The following is a 14089-nucleotide window of genomic DNA, read 5'->3' on the forward strand; positions in this document are numbered from 1 at the left end:
AGGCTTCCTCCTAAAAGAAAGCCTTGAATCACGTTCCGTCTGATTTGAGAATCCCAAGAGTCCACACAGCCTAGCGCGAGGGATCGAAGCCGCAAGGCCGAGGCGCTGCGCGGCTCGGTTCACGAGAGCCCGGTGCGGCCCTGGCCGCACGCGCCAAAACCTGAGCGAACGTGATGCAGGCAATGATACGAGAACCGCCCGGCATTTTCACAGGAGTCTCACAATTATGGAAGAGAGGCCTGTGGGCGGAGCGAAAGCGAAGGCCACTCGCGGACGCGGCGAAAGAGGCACCCGCAGGAGGGTCAGCATAGCGCCGACGCGTAGCGGCGGGACCCGGGACCGAGTGCAGTCGCGAGACCGGTTAAGAAAGACACGCGACCCGAAGCACAGTGATAGAGACGCCGGCGTGCAATGACGGCGGGCCCGAGGGCGACTGCCTCCGGCGAGCGACTCATACGGATCACGTCTCCTTGGTATCAATTTTGCTTTTGTGATATCGTCTCACTGGTGTGCATGTCGATGCACGGCGTGGGCATGTTCACTGAGTCAATTCTTTACAGAGGACGACATGGCCAAGAAAGCGAAGAAGGCAAAGAAGACCGCGAAGGCAGCTACCAAGAAGGTGGCAAAGAAGACTTCAAAGAAAAAGAAGTAGTCGTATCGGCTACTGATCTATTGCCGCCTCCGGGTCGCAACCGGATGAAAAGCGAGACCTCCCAAAGGATATGAAGCGTCCTTTGCAGCCGTTCGGTATCGCGGCACGCTAAGATAAGGCCGGACCTTTGTGCAGGTGGCTGCTGCATAAAGGTCCGGTTTTTCGTTTCTGCCCCGCGAGGAGCATGGTCTCCTCGTGCGCGACGGATCGGAGCCGCAGGGCCGAGACGCTCCGCGGCTCGGTTCACGAGAGCCCGGTGGGGCGACAGCCGCACGCGCAAAAAAACGGATAAGACGTCTGAAGTATCGGAAAACGGTTTCTTCAGTTCGGTTCTCGCCCACCCTGGCACCTGGCCGGCTGGAAAATTCGGCCTTTGAAGGACCACGAGATCCCACGATCCGGAATCCCAGTCGCGTGTTAGCGATGGGGAACGTCTGCGGGACTAAACGATTCGTCTCAGCGTGGGAGAACCTTTCAATGCTGATGACCAAGCAGAGACGGCCAGTGATCCGCACCCTGCGCGGTTGGGCGATCAACGTGCTGAACGAAGCCGGCGCCATCCGCGAGTGCGAGGAGCACGGTTGGATGCAGGACCGCGCCGATCCGCATGCCCGAGAGCGGGCCTTCGATATGGCCCGTCGAGACCTGCCGGAAGGCGTATCCCGTCAAGCAGCGGAGGCCGCGGTTCGCGACGTGCTGGACTCGATTGGTGATACCTGCCCAGAATGCCCTCCTGACGAGGAGGACCGGCGCTAACCCCCGACGCCGCCCCATCTCCGACTCAGCGCCCCAGCCGCTTCTCCACACGCTTGCGCGCGTTGCCGACCTTCTTGACGGCTTTTCTCACCGCCGATGCCGACTTTCGCGTCTTCTTTGCCTCGTACTGCACTTCGTAGTCCTGCCCGCCAGCCACCCGCGCCCAGTCCTGCTTTCGTCCGCGCGCCGTCTTGCTCTTCTTCGCTACCGCCATCGGTGCCTCCTGTTGTGACATCGAAGCAACACGACAGGGATTCGCACGTTCCGGAACGATTCGAACTGTGCCAATTTGAATCGGCTGTAGCGTGGAGTTTTTCAGTGGCGTTTCGCGCGTAAGAGGCCGGCGGCTATCGGCGTCAAGGCGCCTCTCCCCGGCTTCATCGAACCGGCCCTGGCCACCTCGAGCGATAAGGTGCCGTCCGTGCATTACGCAACACGCTCTGAAGGATTGGCCCTTGAATGAGCCGGACGTCGACCCTGCCCAAACGCCTACAGCCAATGCTCGCTACGCTCACCGGCGCGCCGTTCGACGACCCCGGCTGGGTTTTCGAGGACAAATACGATGGCTTCCGGATGATCGCGGAAATCCGGCGGGGCAAGGTTTCGCTCTACAGCCGCAACGGCAAGATCATCAGCTGCAGCTATATCGAGGTCGCCAAAGCGCTGGAGGGCGTGAAGGGCGACGCCGTGATCGACGGCGAGCTCGTCGCGATCGGAAAGGACGGCGTCTCCCATTTCCAGCTGCTTCAGAACGCGCTGCGTCATGAAGCGAAGCTCCTGTATTGCGCCTTCGATCTCATGTTTCAGAACGCGGAGGACCTGCGCAAACAGCCTCTGCTCGAGCGCAAGGAGCGGCTGAAAGCGATCCTGCCGCGTCACCGGCTGATCGCCTTCAGCCGTCACCGCAAAGCGAGCGGCACGAAATTCTTCGCCGAGGCCGAGCGGAAGGGTCTGGAAGGCATCATGGCGAAGCGCGCCGACAGCGCCTATACGTCCGGAAGCCGAACGGCGGATTGGCTGAAGATCAAGACGGCAAAGCGACAGGAAGTGGTGATCGCGGGCTTCACGGCGCCGAGGCGCACAAGGCCGTTCTTCGGCGCCCTGGTCCTCGCCGTGCAGGAAGACGACACATGGCGCTATATCGGACATGTCGGCACTGGCTTCAGCCACAAGGTCCTGGAAGACCTCCATGCCAAGCTCGTGAAGCTGACGACCCCTAAATCACCCTTCCCTGCCAAGGTGAAGGACGAGGCCGCCACGACCTGGGTCAAGCCCTCGTTGGTTGCCGAGGTCAAATTTGCGGAGTGGACGAGCAAGGGCGAACTGCGCCAGCCCGTCTACCTCGGGCTCAGGTCCGACAAGCGGCCGAAGGACGTCGTGCGCGAACGAGAACGTGCGCGCAAATAGCGATTCCTTCGTGCCTAACCGGCGAGAGGAACGAATTGAGTCGGCGTAGCGCGAGCCGCCGCGAATCCGCCATGAATCGGTCGGACACAGAAGTCCGCATCAGAGCATAGTCAGACCCACAGCCCGGTGGCGACGATTGCTCGCACCTCGGATCGTAATACGGGGAGAATAGGGACTAGCGATCCCAACAATAGCTACCGGCACGCCGCCGGCTCTAGAATGATCTTCCTGGTGCGCACGCTGTGCACCACGCGCAATGGGCCTCGATTGCACAGGGATGATCCCAACACGTAACTCGCCTTGGCGAAGCCTGGGCACGTGGGGATTGTCCTATGAAGACCATCGGCTGGGCTGCAATTATTTACACCGTTCACGATGCCTACACCTTCGGAGCGCTCGTCCTTTTGGTCGCGGGCGAGCTTGCTGCTGCCTACGTGTCAGGCAAGCGGCTGAAGCCGGATGTTCGCAAGAAGTTAAGTCCTCGGCGTTTAAGTTGAATTTAACCATCTGCCCCTATGGTGATGGTGCCAAATTCCCGTTTCACCTGCAGTTTCAGAGGTATCGATGAGCGAATCACCAAGAAATGTCCAAAAAATTGACGTCCAAACATTGGACGTCATTCGTAAGGCGATGGCTACTGGCCTTCACCGCCTGGTCGTGCGCACTCGTAAGGTCAAGCTGAATTGGTGGAGCGGCCATGTCGCCGCCGAGGAAACCGTCACCACTGTGGAGCCGACCGATGCTCGGCACTGAGCTCCCGGAATGGCGCAGCCGTAACCGATTCACCCAAGACACGTTGCGGATGGCGCTGGGCGTCAAATCGCGCCAGACCATCATCAACTGGGAGAAGTCGACCGAGCCGCTGCCTCGCCTCGTCGAGCTGGCGTTGATGACGCTGGAGCGGTTTCCTGAGGAGCGGAAAGTGACAACGTTAGCGACGGTTCACCGCCCTCCTATCCCGGCGTCGTTTTAGCCTTTCTTGTTCGCGGCCACCTTGGCTTCGGTCGCGACCACAATGACGCCGCCGCATTGGCGCAGTGCGTTTGTCACCACATCAGTATCGCCCGCGTCTCGAATCTCTTGCTTCCGGTCCTCGTGTTGGGGACGGCTATGTAGGCTTCGCGCACATTGTCGCCGAACTCCCTCCGCGACGGTGCGTTCAGTCGCCTCCAAGGTCGTGGATTTCCGGTCGCATGCCGTCAGGCGTGAGTTCGAGCGTCGCAAACGTGATCGGCAGCTTGAAACGCCGGGGTCCCGCGCTGCCGGGATTCAGATAGAGAACGCCACCGACCCTGTCGATCTTCGGCACGTGGGAATGCCCGGAGACGATGACGTCGATGCCTGCGCTGCGCTCGGCCTTCATCGTTTTCAAGTCGTGCAGAACGTAGATCGACTTACCCGCCAGGCGCACAAGGTTCGTGTCGGGGTAGTCGCGAGCCCACTCGCCAGTGTCCACATTTCCACGGATGGCCGTGACGGGCGCGATGCGGCGAAGCGCGTCGACGATCTCGGGGCGCCCGATGTCGCCGGCATGGATGATGTGATCGACGCCCGTCAGACCTCGTTCCGCTTCGGGCCTCAACAGACCGTGCGTGTCCGAAATGATTCCAATCCGGAAGCTCATTTCCCGGCGCTCTCAACTGCGATTGCCAAAAGGCGATCGAGATACTCAACCTGAGCGGACAGCATCTTGGTCCGCGCGAGCCCGATATCAAACCATTCCGCGCGGTCGACTTCGGGAAAACTCTGCCGTCGACCGCTTCTGGGCGGCCATTCGATATCGAAGGTATTGCTGGTCAGCGCCGCCGGGTCAAAGTGGCCCTCGCCGGCGAATGCGATGACGCGCTTCCCTCCTCGCTGTCGGACTTCCCCCAGCGCCTTGAGTGGACCAATCGAAGCGCTCGGGCCGAGTTCTTCGGCAAATTCGCGTCGAGCGACGTTTTCCGGAGCATCCTTGGCATCGATTTCGCCCTTTGGAATGGACCAGGCGCCATCATCCTTCTTACGCCAGAACGGCCCGCCGGGATGAACGAGCAGTACCTCGAGCCCACGAACGCCCTTGCGATATGCGAGAATGCCCGCGCTCAAGGTCGATCTCCTGGAAGTCTTTTTCACCGCGGACATATCGCTCCTACTTTGCAGAGCAATGGAGAGCCGGCGAGCCGTCGTCCCGCCATACCGGACCGCGCTCGCGGAGCGCCTGCTTAGCCTCGTCCACAGTCCTATGCACCGTTACCTCGGCCTCGCGGTCGGCCGCCTTCCTGGCGCGCGCACCGACCCGCCGGGCCGCCATTAGACTGCCGACGAGATGATCTCGCGTGACCTCACGGAGATTAGGATTTGCCATTCGCCAGAGCCTGCCGCGGACGACGAAGTAGTGGCCTTCCGGCGTCACGGGATGCTTCACGACACCTAAGCCGACTTCCGCTGCGGCTTGGCCGCCGGCTTCTTCGCCGCGGTCTCCTTCGCCGGCTTCTTGCCTGTGATCGGCATCAGCATTTCCTTCTGCCCGGCCGCCGCCTTGCGCGGCTTTTTGCCTGATTTCTTGGGTGCCTCTGTCGCGGCCGCGCCCTCTCTTCCGATGCTCTTTCGCAGGGCGTCCATCAGGTCCACCACGTTCTCGCCGCGGGGACGCGCTTTCGCGGTGATGGGTTTGCCGGCGCGCTTCTGATTGATGAGATCGATGAGGGCGGTTTCGTACTGGTCTTCGAACTTGTCCGGCTCGAAATGTCCCGCCTTCTGATTGACGATGTGCTTGGCAAGATCGAGCATGTCCTTGGTAATTTTGACATCCTGAATGTCATCGAAATACTCATCCGCGGCACGGACTTCGTAGGGATAGCGCAACAGCGTTCCCATCAAGCCCTTGTCCAGCGGCTCCAGCGCGATGATGTGCTCGCGATTGGTCAGCACCACGCGACCGATCGCGACCTTGTTCATTTCGCGGATGGTTTCCCGGATAACGGCGAAGGCGTCGTGCCCGACTTTGCCATCTGGAGTCAGGTAGTAGGGGCGGATCAGGTAGCGTGGGTCGATCTCGCTACGGTCGACGAACTCGTCAATCTCGATCGTTCGCGTCGATTCCAGCGCGACGTTCTCGAGCTCCTCCTTCGTCACCTCGATGAAGGTGTCGGTGTCGACCTTGTAGCCCTTGACGATGTCCTCGTTGTCGACCTCCTCGCCGGTATCAGCGTCCACCTTGGCGTACTTGATGCGGTGGCCGGTCTTCCGGTTGAGTTGATTGAACGAGACCTTCTCGGATTCCGACGTGGCCGGATAGAGCGCAACCGGACAGGTGACGAGGGAAAGGCGCAGGAAGCCTTTCCAGTTAGCGCGCGGGGCCATGCGGGGGAACTCCATACTGATGCCGGATTCAAGACGAACGGCCCGGCTTGGTTCCGACAGGGCAGGCCTCCCCACCAGGATGATTTTTTCAAACACCGGCTTGGGCGGACTCGACATTTGTTCACTTTATGTTCTAATTCGGAATGACCGACCGACCCGCGAGCTGGCGCATGCCGACCCCGAAGCAGATGGAAAAATTGGCCGCTGAAGCCGCACGAAGACGAGGCCTGCCCGCTGCGGGTCCAGACGCGCCCCTCCCAGCCGAATACTGGGAATCGGTCCTCAAAGACCCTCGCGCCGGCGCGACCGTGGCCCAGGCCCGACAGCGACGTCTGTCGGAAATCCAGCGCCACGTGCTGCGCGTCTCCTGCCGGCGCTGCGAGCGGACCGTGGAAATTCAGACCGCCGATGCGGTCCGATTGTATGGCGCCAACGCACTCTGGAAGGACGTTGCACAGCGGCTGCTCGACAACACCTGCCAGCAGCGCACCGGCAGGCATGAAGAAGACGGGTGTTGGCCAGCGTTCGAGACGCCGTAGTCGCTCTGGATTTGCCGATCCGATCTCTTTGCGCCTGGATGTCCGGATGGCCCCGAAGTATCACCCTACGCCCCTGTCAGGCGGCGATCGCAAGGCTCTGGCGAAAGAGCTCGGCAAGGCACGCGCGATGGCCAACATCCTAGCCGCCCAATCAGCAGAGATGCGGGCCAAGGGCGAGGCGATGATCCAGCAAGCTGACAGATTGCTTTGCGAAAGCTGGAATGAGCGCATGTGGAGCGACGGCGAACCGATCGATCCGTCGCCGACCATCGATCAGGCCGTGAATGGAGGCTTCCCCTGGCTGGAGATCAGGTGCGCGCGCTGCAAGACGCCGAGCGACGTGGATCTCGCGGCTATGAAACATCCGCCGACCACCTTCGTGCATGATCTCGCAAGCCGGCTACGCTGCCGCAAATGCGCCAAGGCGGGCCGGCGTCCATCCGCGACTCTGCTACAGTTGACCTGGCAGCCTCGCCACCTTCGAACCGAATCCTGACATGTGCAATCTGTATTCGATCACGACAAACCAGGCCGCTATCAGCGCGCTGTTCCGCGTAGTAAACCGATACGTGGGCAATCTGGCACCGATGCCCGGAGTGTTTCCGGACTACAAGGCACCGATCGTGCGCAACGGAGCCGAGGGCCGCGAGCTCGCCACGGCGCGATGGGGAATGCCATCGTCGTCAAAAGCGCTGATGGACGCCACGAAGAAACGAGCCGAAAAGCTGCAGGCCAAGGGCAAGGCAGTGGATTTCAAGGAATTGCTCAGAATGGAGCCGGACGGCGGCACGACCAACATCCGCAACGTGAAGAGCAAACACTGGGCCCGCTGGCTCGGCGTCGAAAACCGCTGTGTTGTGCCGTTCAACTCGTTTAGCGAGTTCAACAAGGCTGAGGGCGGCGACATCTGGTTCGCGCTCGATGAGACCCGTCCCCTCGCCTGCTTCGCCGGCATCTGGACGAATTGGACGTCCGTCCGAAAGGTCAAGGAAGGCGAGACCACCAACGACCTCTACGCGTTCCTGACGACAGAGCCGAACGCCGAGGTCGGCGCCATCCACCCAAAGGCGATGCCCGTGATCTTGACGACGCCGGGCGAGGTCGAGGCCTGGATGATGGCTCCTCCGGACGAGGCCTTGAAGCTGCAGCGGCCGCTTCCCGACGGATCGCTCGGGATTGTCGCCCGCGGCGTCAAGGAAGATCCGGCCGGGCAGACAGCGTGACCGACAAGGACGACGACCATCAGAGCCCTCGACCCGCCAACGCAATATCATCCATGCCGATACGGACGCCTTCTAAGCGTCCGTCGAGCAGCGGGACAATCCGAATCTCCGCGGCAAGCCGATGGCCGTCGGCGGATCCAAAGAGCGCGGCGTCGTCGCCGCTGCGAGCTATGAGGCGCGCAAGTTCGCACCAGCACCGACTTTGAGGTCGCTGAGCATATCGTAGCTTCGATCGGGACGATTTGTCTTACCGATTGCGGGGAATCACCCCTTCGGAACAGAACCGCCGACCGTTGCCTCACAGAAGGGTCGCACCGTTTCCATTAGATCGCGTACCGCTGCTTCGACGGTTCCCAACGTGGGGAGGTTCTTAAAACCAGTCTGTATGTATCGAAACTCAAAATCCACGGCGAACGGGTCAAGAATTTCTATCATTTGCGCTACAAAAGCATCGTTGATGGTATGGTGCGGAAGGCCCTCAGTCAGGCAAGCTTCCCAAAGCACCCGCAGCTTGTGACCGAAATCGCGCGATCTGAGTCGATTGCTGGTCACGCCTTTGCTGCGCAAATATGCTTTGAGCGTCAGTTCTAAAGCGTGGCTATAGAGGTAGTAGATTGGCATTTTGAAGCGGAGTCGCACTTCCTCCATCTCGACGCCGCTCCTCAAATATTGGCCGGACTTAAAGAAGGATTCGCCGGACAAAAAGACCGCAATAGGCGGTGAGCGGTCAATCTCTTCATTCTCAATGGGCTCATCCGTCATCGGGTTCCTTTACGTTTGCCGCAACACTTCATCACAACACTTTACTCACTATCGACGCGACAACGGCTTTTGGCCGTTTCCTTCGAGCGCGGTACTTAGGGCGACAGCCGACGCGCGCCAGCGCCGCCCGACACGTAGCCGTCCTCGATCCGATTAGCTCTTTCCAAGCTTCTGTTCCGCAACGACCTTCTGTGTGTCATCAAACCAAGCATCGACCGCGCCAAGCAGATCACGCTGGAACGCTCGCGACAATTCCGCCTTGGTAACCTTCAATGCCTCGGCGTTCGTTTGCTCAAACTCCGCACGCCCAAGACGCTCGCGCCGCCAGTTGAAGGCATAGTCGAATATCAGCGCGCCGCCAGCGCCAATAAGCACCCCGCCCAGGCTTCCCATGCCAGGCTCGACGACCGATCCTGCAACCAAGCCGTAGATTTCGGGCTGCAGGCTTGCGACGACTCGGCCGGCAGCCGCCACGAAGCTTTGAGCAATCGCGCGCTCGATCGTGGGGCCTACGGTTACGGCAATCAGTCCAGTAATCGCCACTCCCCGAAAAGCCACTTTGAATGCCTCGTCATCCGCCGAATAGCGGGGGGCCTTCCACTTCTGGGCCTCCCAATCGATCGCGAGATCCGGTTTTCCGAGAGGATCGATAACTTCGAGATGTCGAGTGTGCTGTCTCAGAAAGAGTTGAGCACGATCATCGATAGTAGTTAGCGTCTCCAAATAGCGCGCATGTGCTTGGGCGAGGATTTGTGAAATGCCGGCCTCAATGACCGGATTGCGCAATTCGGGCTTGAGTACAAACTGCTCGTAGTGCCGGACTAGATACCTTTCCACCGCGTTTCGAGCTGCTTCCGAAAATCCTTGAACGTTGTTTACGCCCAAGCCTCTCAGGGCTCCTACCGTCTCCTCTCCGAGGATCGACCAGGACCGTCCCCACTGGAAATACCAATCAGCGTAGCGCGCGATGCTTGCCTCGCCATCGGAGAATGCATTTTTTAGAAGCTCATCAATCTGGCGCTGCGTGTCGACCTTGATCTTGCTGCGCTCGGAGTCAAGATAAATCAGCGTGTCATTAGCGAAACGATCAACCTCGGTCTCATCGGCGAGCAGCCGGTACAGGGTGCCGTTCCGGTCTCGATAGATGAGCGTCTTCGGCGCCGTGAGTGCCGGGATCACATGAGTTCTTACAGTGCTTTGGTCGGGGTGCACAGGTGCGCGGTGCAAGGTTCGCTGTTCTAAGGAATCAACTAATCCAGGCAGCACCCAGATCGCGGCAGAGCAGGTCAGCAAAATGGCGCTGGTGGCAATCAAGGGGCTTCGAATTCCCAACGGACGGGCGGAACGGAATAAACGTCGAAGGCCGAGAGGCCCTAACGAAGAGAGCTTCCAATCGCGAGAGCGCGGCCTCAACCGAGCGTCGGCAGAACCAACATCGCTTAGCGGATCGACTAAAGCCGACGGTGTTTGGCGCGTGGTCATGAACTCATCCATCCTCGAATCTCCTTGATCGAGTTGAGATAACGACCCAAGCTAAAACTACGTGTCTCTTTTCAGCACCTCGCAGGCGGGACAAGTCGATCTATCGAAGGTCGTCATTCGTCTGTACCCGCAGCATATTTCCGCCCAACGGCGCAAAGGAGCGCAATCGACAGGTGAGCACGATAATCTGCTGATGCCTTCCGGCTCGGCTGAGCGCATCGAACATCATATTGATGCGTTCGTCGTCGCAATAAACGAGGGCATCGTCGAGAATGATCGGGACGTTGCCACCGCGCTCCGCCAGTAAGGTACCCATGGCAAGACGAACTAGCACTGCGATCTGCTCTTGGGTGCCGCCCGAGAGCCTCTTGAAGCTCTCAGAACGCGCTCGTTTCATTCCGGTTATCGCGAACCCTTCACCCAGCTCAAGTTCGGCCCCCGGGAAGAGATCGTTCAGATATGGGCGCAGATGTCGTCGCACAGGTTCGTAATAGCGATCGCGACCTTCCGCGAGGCAGTCGCCGACTGTGTCGCGCAACAACTGGAGCGTCGCGATGCGTTCATCGACGCGTTCACATTCGCGCTCGGCCATACGGCGCTGCTCTTGCGCCGCGGCATAGGCTTCGCCGACGCCGTCGCCGCCGGCTGCCTGAATCTGGCCGGTGAGCCGTCCGATGTCGCGCTCGAGCGAGATCAACTCGGCATTTTGATTCTCGAGGGCCTTCTCGAGCCGGGCGCAACGAAGTTCGCGACGCTCGGTCTCGGCGAGGTCCGGAGCCCTTTGCTGGACCGAGGCAAGCGTGACAGTTTTGGTCTGCAGTGCAGTTTCGGCGCCAGCGACGTCGGCGACTAAAGCGGCATCGCGAGCCGAGCGATCGGCGTCGGGGCAGAGCACGAGATCTTCGATGATGCTCTTTCGGACCGACTCGCGCTTACTCGATGCGTCGGCCCGTTGGGCGACGGCGGTCTCGACCGCCTTTTTCTGTTCTTTGCGAGCGGCATTGAGGCTGGCGCTGCTTGTATCGAGTAAATTGCGCGCCTGAATCGATTCGAGCCGATCGGCATCGATTTCCGTTTGACTGGGTAGAGCCGCGCGGCCCGTCGCCGACAGGGCGGCATCGATGGCAGCTTGAGTTTCCGCGAGCGCCGATCTCGCGGCGGCGCAGGCCGCCGACGGATCCGCGCCGGCCTTCAGGCTCCTGAGTTCGGCGAGAACGCCGCGACGATTGTTTTCAAGATCGCGGCGGCGGGTAAGGGTCGCATGGGCCTCCGCGACGCTGGCGACGCCAGAGGCCTTCAAGATCGCGGACCGCTGTGCATCAAGCGACTGTCGTTGTTCGTGTCGAGGATGGAGGGCTGGCGTAACGGTTACAACAGCGAGATCGCCGACCGTGACTTTGGTAGGCGCCAATACCGCCGTGGCATGATCGCCCTCAGCTTGAAGCGAACCGATGCGCACTTGCCCGAGGCCTTTCGGTTTCACCTCGATCGCCAATGTCGCAGCAGCCGCCGATAGCTGCGCGTCAAGCGAGGCTATCTGACGGTCAAGCTCGTCGAGTTGCTCCACGATCTTGGGTGCGATGCTGACCAGAGAAAGCTGGGCGTCGATCTCAGTAAGGCTTGACGCAGCTTGCTCGAGCGAAGCCAGGCGTCGAACTATTTCGTCTCTGCCCAGCGACCGGACCAGGGCCGTCGCGAGCCGATCAAGCTGCTGCTCTTTGACGGCCAGTTCCTTGGCTTCGCTCTCGGTGGCCGCCAACTGCTCGTCGGTTCGCGCGAGTGCCGCTCTGGCCTCCTCCTCCTTCGCAATAAACTCTGGAAGTTTCCTTTCCAGATCGGCCTCCAGAGAACGATTGCGGTCAATGCGCAGGGCAACATCCCGGACCTCGCGAAGACGCTGTGCTGCCGCCTCCAGTGACCGTTGAGCGGCCAGCCTTTCCGCTTCCAGACTTCGGATCTCGAGCGCTGCCGCTTGAGCGTCACGCAAACTGCTCCGCGCGCCGGCGAGTTCCTGTGTCATTTGCGCCATTGTAGCGGGATCGGTGATCTCGCGATGCCGCCTCCGAAGCTGGGTGATCTCTGCGAACTGCTTCTCAAGCGCATTTACCTTTGCCAGGGTGTCGGCTTCCAGTTTGCGCCAATGTTCGAGTTGGTCGCGCGCACGAGCCAGCGGGCCGTCGTTGCGCGGACCGCGCTCGCTGTCCGTCAAATTACGTCGGAGCTCGCGGTTAATCTCGTCGATGGCGAGCCGAGCACGTTCGCCGCCCACCAACGCGCCGACCTCCGACTCAATCGCGGCGTTGAGCAGCGAGGACGCACCCGACCCCGGGATCGGCGCCATGAACGAAGCGCCCTGTCCGACCCAAAGCAGACCGAAAGCGCCGTCATCAATGCTTCGGCCACTGCCTGGCGCCATGCCCAAAATGTCCCATATGGCCTTGTCGGCCTCGGCATGGCGCGCGATCTCGCGACCGTCCTCCGTTAAGACGGCCGACGGGGATCGGAGAAAGCTCTTTTTGATCACGTAGCGCTTGCCGTCGTGTTCAAAGTCCAATTGGACAGTCGCGGGTAGCTGGCTGTCGTCGGAGCCAAGATCCCTGAGATCCTGGGTCTTGCTGTCATGACGAAGGAACAGACACGAGCGGATGGCCTTGAAGAGAGTGGATTTGCCGACTTCGTTGCCGGCCGCCAGAACGTTGACACCAGCACCGAATCCATCCACGCGCGCCGCACTCGAGAAGCGGCCAATCCCCTCGACGCTGAGCGAATTGATGAGCATCAGGCCGCCTCCTCGCTCGCACCACCGACGATGCGAACATAAAGCTCAACGAGAGCGTCCTCGGCGCGCCGGCGCAGTTCGGGAGCTGCGGTGGAATCGTCGATGACCTTCTTGAGTCGATCGGCCGATCGGCGTAACACGCCATCGAAATCGATCGCTTCGAGGTCGGCCTGGGTCGGCCGCGCGGCCAGCGAACTTTGATCGAGGTCGAGGTTGAACAGGGCAGCGTCGAGATCGACCATTCGACGACGAAACGCGGCATGCACCCCAAGCGGGAGGCTGCCTTCGACTTTGAGGCGCAGGATCAGCCTCGAGAGATCGGGCACGTTGCGCAATCGCCGATCGAGATCCTCCAGCGCCTCTTCGCTATCGATCCGTTCCGAACGTGTAATCCACCGGTAAGTGCCGGTCACGAGTGGCGTGACCGTCGGCGCCGCGCCCGGCCCGGCGATCTCTACGAGCAGCGACGTACCCTGCTCCTGGCTGCCCGCACGGTCGGGCTCGGGCGTCCCAGCATACCAGACTCGAGGGCCTACCTGGAGCGTGCGATGCCAATCGCCGAGCGCGAGGTAGTCGAGATTGGCTTTGACGGCACGCGCGGGATCGATCGGATTGGACGCCTCGCCTTCGCTCCCGAAGTTGACGACAGATCCGTGTGCGAGCCCGATTCTCACCGAGTGGGGCGGCGTCGCCGCCGTGTCCATCCATGCCGAGATGTCGTCGAACTCGCTTTTGCGGCGCAACGGCGCCGGCAGCAAGAAGGAATTGTCGTCGAGCGCAACTGGCGCCGGCGTAAGATGAAGGTGAATATTGTCGGGTAGTCCAAGCTGCGCGAGACGATCCCAAACTCCCTCCGGTCGGTGCGGATCGTGGTTGCCCGGGAGCAGGTGCCAGTGGATGTCGACGAACGTCTTCATGCGCTCGATCGGCGCACGCAGCGTATGAGCGCTGGGCGCCTCGCTGTCGTAGACGTCGCCGGCGACTAGGACGTGCCGAACGCCGTGGTCTCCGGCGTGAAAGCCGAGGCGTTCGATGGCGGCGAGGCGCGCCTGTCGCAGCGACTCCTCCTTGGGGCCGAACTGCTTGAAGACTTTGCCGATCTGCCAGTCGGCCGAATGAATGATTCGCATGTTGTGATTCC

At 60.8% G+C, this 14089-nt stretch carries 17 protein-coding genes and 1 pseudogene; 10 read left to right on the forward strand and 8 right to left on the reverse strand.

Going from position 1 to position 14089, the window contains the following annotated elements; all coding sequences use genetic code 11:
• The first annotated feature begins 528 nt into the window (after nt 1-528).
• Nucleotides 529-729 (forward strand): hypothetical protein, encoded by a 201-nt coding sequence (locus tag AC5ZGW_RS39000; RefSeq protein WP_165435411.1) that lies wholly within the window; start codon nt 529-531, stop codon nt 727-729.
• 403 nt (nt 730-1132) lie between these two features.
• Nucleotides 1133-1411, forward strand: a complete 279-nt coding sequence (locus AC5ZGW_RS39005; RefSeq protein WP_130228315.1) for a hypothetical protein — start codon at nt 1133-1135, stop codon at nt 1409-1411.
• 25 nt (nt 1412-1436) lie between these two features.
• Here AC5ZGW_RS39005 and AC5ZGW_RS39010 read toward each other — a convergent pair whose 3' ends face one another.
• Complete coding sequence (locus tag AC5ZGW_RS39010) at nt 1437-1625, reverse strand: DUF3606 domain-containing protein (protein WP_130228314.1); 189 nt, start codon at nt 1623-1625, stop codon at nt 1437-1439.
• 245 nt (nt 1626-1870) lie between these two features.
• Here AC5ZGW_RS39010 and ligD point away from each other — a divergent pair, with 245 nt between their 5' ends.
• The 4 genes from ligD to AC5ZGW_RS39030 all read left to right on the forward strand — a co-directional run bounded on the left by ligD (nt 1871) and on the right by AC5ZGW_RS39030 (nt 3791).
• Nucleotides 1871-2818: a non-homologous end-joining DNA ligase gene (gene ligD / locus AC5ZGW_RS39015; RefSeq protein ID WP_130228313.1), complete on the forward strand. Its 948-nt coding sequence runs from the start codon at nt 1871-1873 to the stop codon at nt 2816-2818.
• A 332-nt stretch (nt 2819-3150) separates the two neighbouring features.
• Nucleotides 3151-3315: a hypothetical protein gene (locus AC5ZGW_RS39020; protein ID WP_165435414.1), complete on the forward strand. Its 165-nt coding sequence runs from the start codon at nt 3151-3153 to the stop codon at nt 3313-3315.
• 67 nt (nt 3316-3382) lie between these two features.
• Nucleotides 3383-3571, forward strand: a complete 189-nt coding sequence (locus AC5ZGW_RS39025) for a hypothetical protein (RefSeq protein WP_130228312.1) — start codon at nt 3383-3385, stop codon at nt 3569-3571.
• Entirely contained in the window at nt 3558-3791 is a 234-nt protein-coding gene (locus AC5ZGW_RS39030) for a hypothetical protein (protein ID WP_130228311.1), read from the forward strand. Before AC5ZGW_RS39025 ends, AC5ZGW_RS39030 begins: the two co-directional genes overlap by 14 nt.
• A 186-nt stretch (nt 3792-3977) precedes the next feature.
• On the opposite strand, the gene AC5ZGW_RS39035 is transcribed toward AC5ZGW_RS39030, so the two are convergent.
• From AC5ZGW_RS39035 to ku, 3 genes are all read right to left on the reverse strand, one after another.
• Entirely contained in the window at nt 3978-4442 is a 465-nt protein-coding gene (locus tag AC5ZGW_RS39035) for a metallophosphoesterase family protein (protein WP_130228310.1), read from the reverse strand.
• Nucleotides 4439-4942 carry an NUDIX hydrolase gene (locus AC5ZGW_RS39040; protein WP_130228309.1) on the reverse strand — a complete coding sequence of 168 codons (504 nt, stop codon included), beginning with the start codon at nt 4940-4942 and terminating at the stop codon, nt 4439-4441. The genes AC5ZGW_RS39035 and AC5ZGW_RS39040 overlap by 4 nt, the downstream gene beginning before the upstream one ends.
• A 288-nt stretch (nt 4943-5230) precedes the next feature.
• Nucleotides 5231-6163: a non-homologous end joining protein Ku gene (ku, locus tag AC5ZGW_RS39045; protein WP_130228307.1), complete on the reverse strand. Its 933-nt coding sequence runs from the start codon at nt 6161-6163 to the stop codon at nt 5231-5233.
• A 143-nt stretch (nt 6164-6306) separates the two neighbouring features.
• Between ku and AC5ZGW_RS39050 the strand changes: the two genes are divergently transcribed.
• The 4 genes and pseudogenes from AC5ZGW_RS39050 to AC5ZGW_RS39065 all read left to right on the forward strand — a co-directional run.
• On the forward strand, nt 6307-6702 hold the full coding sequence (locus tag AC5ZGW_RS39050; protein WP_207231091.1) for a hypothetical protein: 396 nt from the start codon (nt 6307-6309) through the stop codon (nt 6700-6702).
• Nucleotides 6703-6748: 46 nt separating this feature from the next.
• On the forward strand, nt 6749-7198 hold the full coding sequence (locus AC5ZGW_RS39055; protein WP_130228305.1) for a hypothetical protein: 450 nt from the start codon (nt 6749-6751) through the stop codon (nt 7196-7198).
• Between the two features lies 1 nt (nt 7199).
• Nucleotides 7200-7925 (forward strand): SOS response-associated peptidase, encoded by a 726-nt coding sequence (locus AC5ZGW_RS39060; protein WP_130228304.1) that lies wholly within the window; start codon nt 7200-7202, stop codon nt 7923-7925.
• A 46-nt stretch (nt 7926-7971) separates the two neighbouring features.
• Nucleotides 7972-8142, forward strand: a pseudogene (locus AC5ZGW_RS39065) (Y-family DNA polymerase); the annotation flags it as partial.
• A 47-nt stretch (nt 8143-8189) separates the two neighbouring features.
• On the opposite strand, the gene AC5ZGW_RS39070 reads toward AC5ZGW_RS39065, so the two are convergent.
• The 4 genes from AC5ZGW_RS39070 to AC5ZGW_RS39085 all read right to left on the reverse strand — a co-directional run bounded on the left by AC5ZGW_RS39070 (nt 8190) and on the right by AC5ZGW_RS39085 (nt 14078).
• Nucleotides 8190-8687, reverse strand: coding sequence for a hypothetical protein (locus AC5ZGW_RS39070; protein ID WP_130228303.1), 498 nt, complete (start codon nt 8685-8687; stop codon nt 8190-8192).
• Nucleotides 8688-8840: 153 nt separating this feature from the next.
• On the reverse strand, nt 8841-10181 hold the full coding sequence (locus AC5ZGW_RS39075) for a hypothetical protein (protein WP_130228302.1): 1341 nt from the start codon (nt 10179-10181) through the stop codon (nt 8841-8843).
• An 88-nt stretch (nt 10182-10269) separates the two neighbouring features.
• On the reverse strand, nt 10270-12948 hold the full coding sequence (locus AC5ZGW_RS39080; RefSeq protein ID WP_130228301.1) for an AAA family ATPase: 2679 nt from the start codon (nt 12946-12948) through the stop codon (nt 10270-10272).
• The gene (locus AC5ZGW_RS39085) at nt 12948-14078 is read right to left on the reverse strand and encodes a metallophosphoesterase family protein (RefSeq protein WP_496114066.1); all 1131 of its coding nucleotides are present in this window, start codon (nt 14076-14078) and stop codon (nt 12948-12950) included. The genes AC5ZGW_RS39080 and AC5ZGW_RS39085 overlap by 1 nt, the downstream gene beginning before the upstream one ends.
• Between the last annotated feature and the right edge of the window lie 11 nt (nt 14079-14089).

It is taken from the genome of Bradyrhizobium sp. Crot121 (assembly GCF_059512385.1).

What these genes read in the sequence shown, in the direction of transcription:
- ku (WP_130228307.1), bottom strand. Translation starts at nt 6,163, where the DNA reads ATGGCCCCGCGCGCTAACTGGAAAGGCTTCCTGCGCCTTTCCCTCGTC.
- AC5ZGW_RS39025 (WP_130228312.1), top strand. Translation starts at nt 3,383, where the DNA reads ATGAGCGAATCACCAAGAAATGTCCAAAAAATTGACGTCCAAACATTG.
- AC5ZGW_RS39060 (WP_130228304.1), top strand. Translation starts at nt 7,200, where the DNA reads ATGTGCAATCTGTATTCGATCACGACAAACCAGGCCGCTATCAGCGCG.
- AC5ZGW_RS39010 (WP_130228314.1), bottom strand. Translation starts at nt 1,625, where the DNA reads ATGGCGGTAGCGAAGAAGAGCAAGACGGCGCGCGGACGAAAGCAGGAC.
- AC5ZGW_RS39070 (WP_130228303.1), bottom strand. Translation starts at nt 8,687, where the DNA reads ATGACGGATGAGCCCATTGAGAATGAAGAGATTGACCGCTCACCGCCT.
- AC5ZGW_RS39005 (WP_130228315.1), top strand. Translation starts at nt 1,133, where the DNA reads ATGCTGATGACCAAGCAGAGACGGCCAGTGATCCGCACCCTGCGCGGT.
- AC5ZGW_RS39085 (WP_496114066.1), bottom strand. Translation starts at nt 14,078, where the DNA reads ATGCGAATCATTCATTCGGCCGACTGGCAGATCGGCAAAGTCTTCAAG.
- ligD (WP_130228313.1), top strand. Translation starts at nt 1,871, where the DNA reads ATGAGCCGGACGTCGACCCTGCCCAAACGCCTACAGCCAATGCTCGCT.
- AC5ZGW_RS39040 (WP_130228309.1), bottom strand. Translation starts at nt 4,942, where the DNA reads ATGTCCGCGGTGAAAAAGACTTCCAGGAGATCGACCTTGAGCGCGGGC.
- AC5ZGW_RS39030 (WP_130228311.1), top strand. Translation starts at nt 3,558, where the DNA reads ATGCTCGGCACTGAGCTCCCGGAATGGCGCAGCCGTAACCGATTCACC.
- AC5ZGW_RS39050 (WP_207231091.1), top strand. Translation starts at nt 6,307, where the DNA reads ATGACCGACCGACCCGCGAGCTGGCGCATGCCGACCCCGAAGCAGATG.
- AC5ZGW_RS39055 (WP_130228305.1), top strand. Translation starts at nt 6,749, where the DNA reads ATGGCCCCGAAGTATCACCCTACGCCCCTGTCAGGCGGCGATCGCAAG.
- AC5ZGW_RS39020 (WP_165435414.1), top strand. Translation starts at nt 3,151, where the DNA reads ATGAAGACCATCGGCTGGGCTGCAATTATTTACACCGTTCACGATGCC.
- AC5ZGW_RS39075 (WP_130228302.1), bottom strand. Translation starts at nt 10,181, where the DNA reads ATGGATGAGTTCATGACCACGCGCCAAACACCGTCGGCTTTAGTCGAT.
- AC5ZGW_RS39035 (WP_130228310.1), bottom strand. Translation starts at nt 4,442, where the DNA reads ATGAGCTTCCGGATTGGAATCATTTCGGACACGCACGGTCTGTTGAGG.
- AC5ZGW_RS39080 (WP_130228301.1), bottom strand. Translation starts at nt 12,948, where the DNA reads ATGCTCATCAATTCGCTCAGCGTCGAGGGGATTGGCCGCTTCTCGAGT.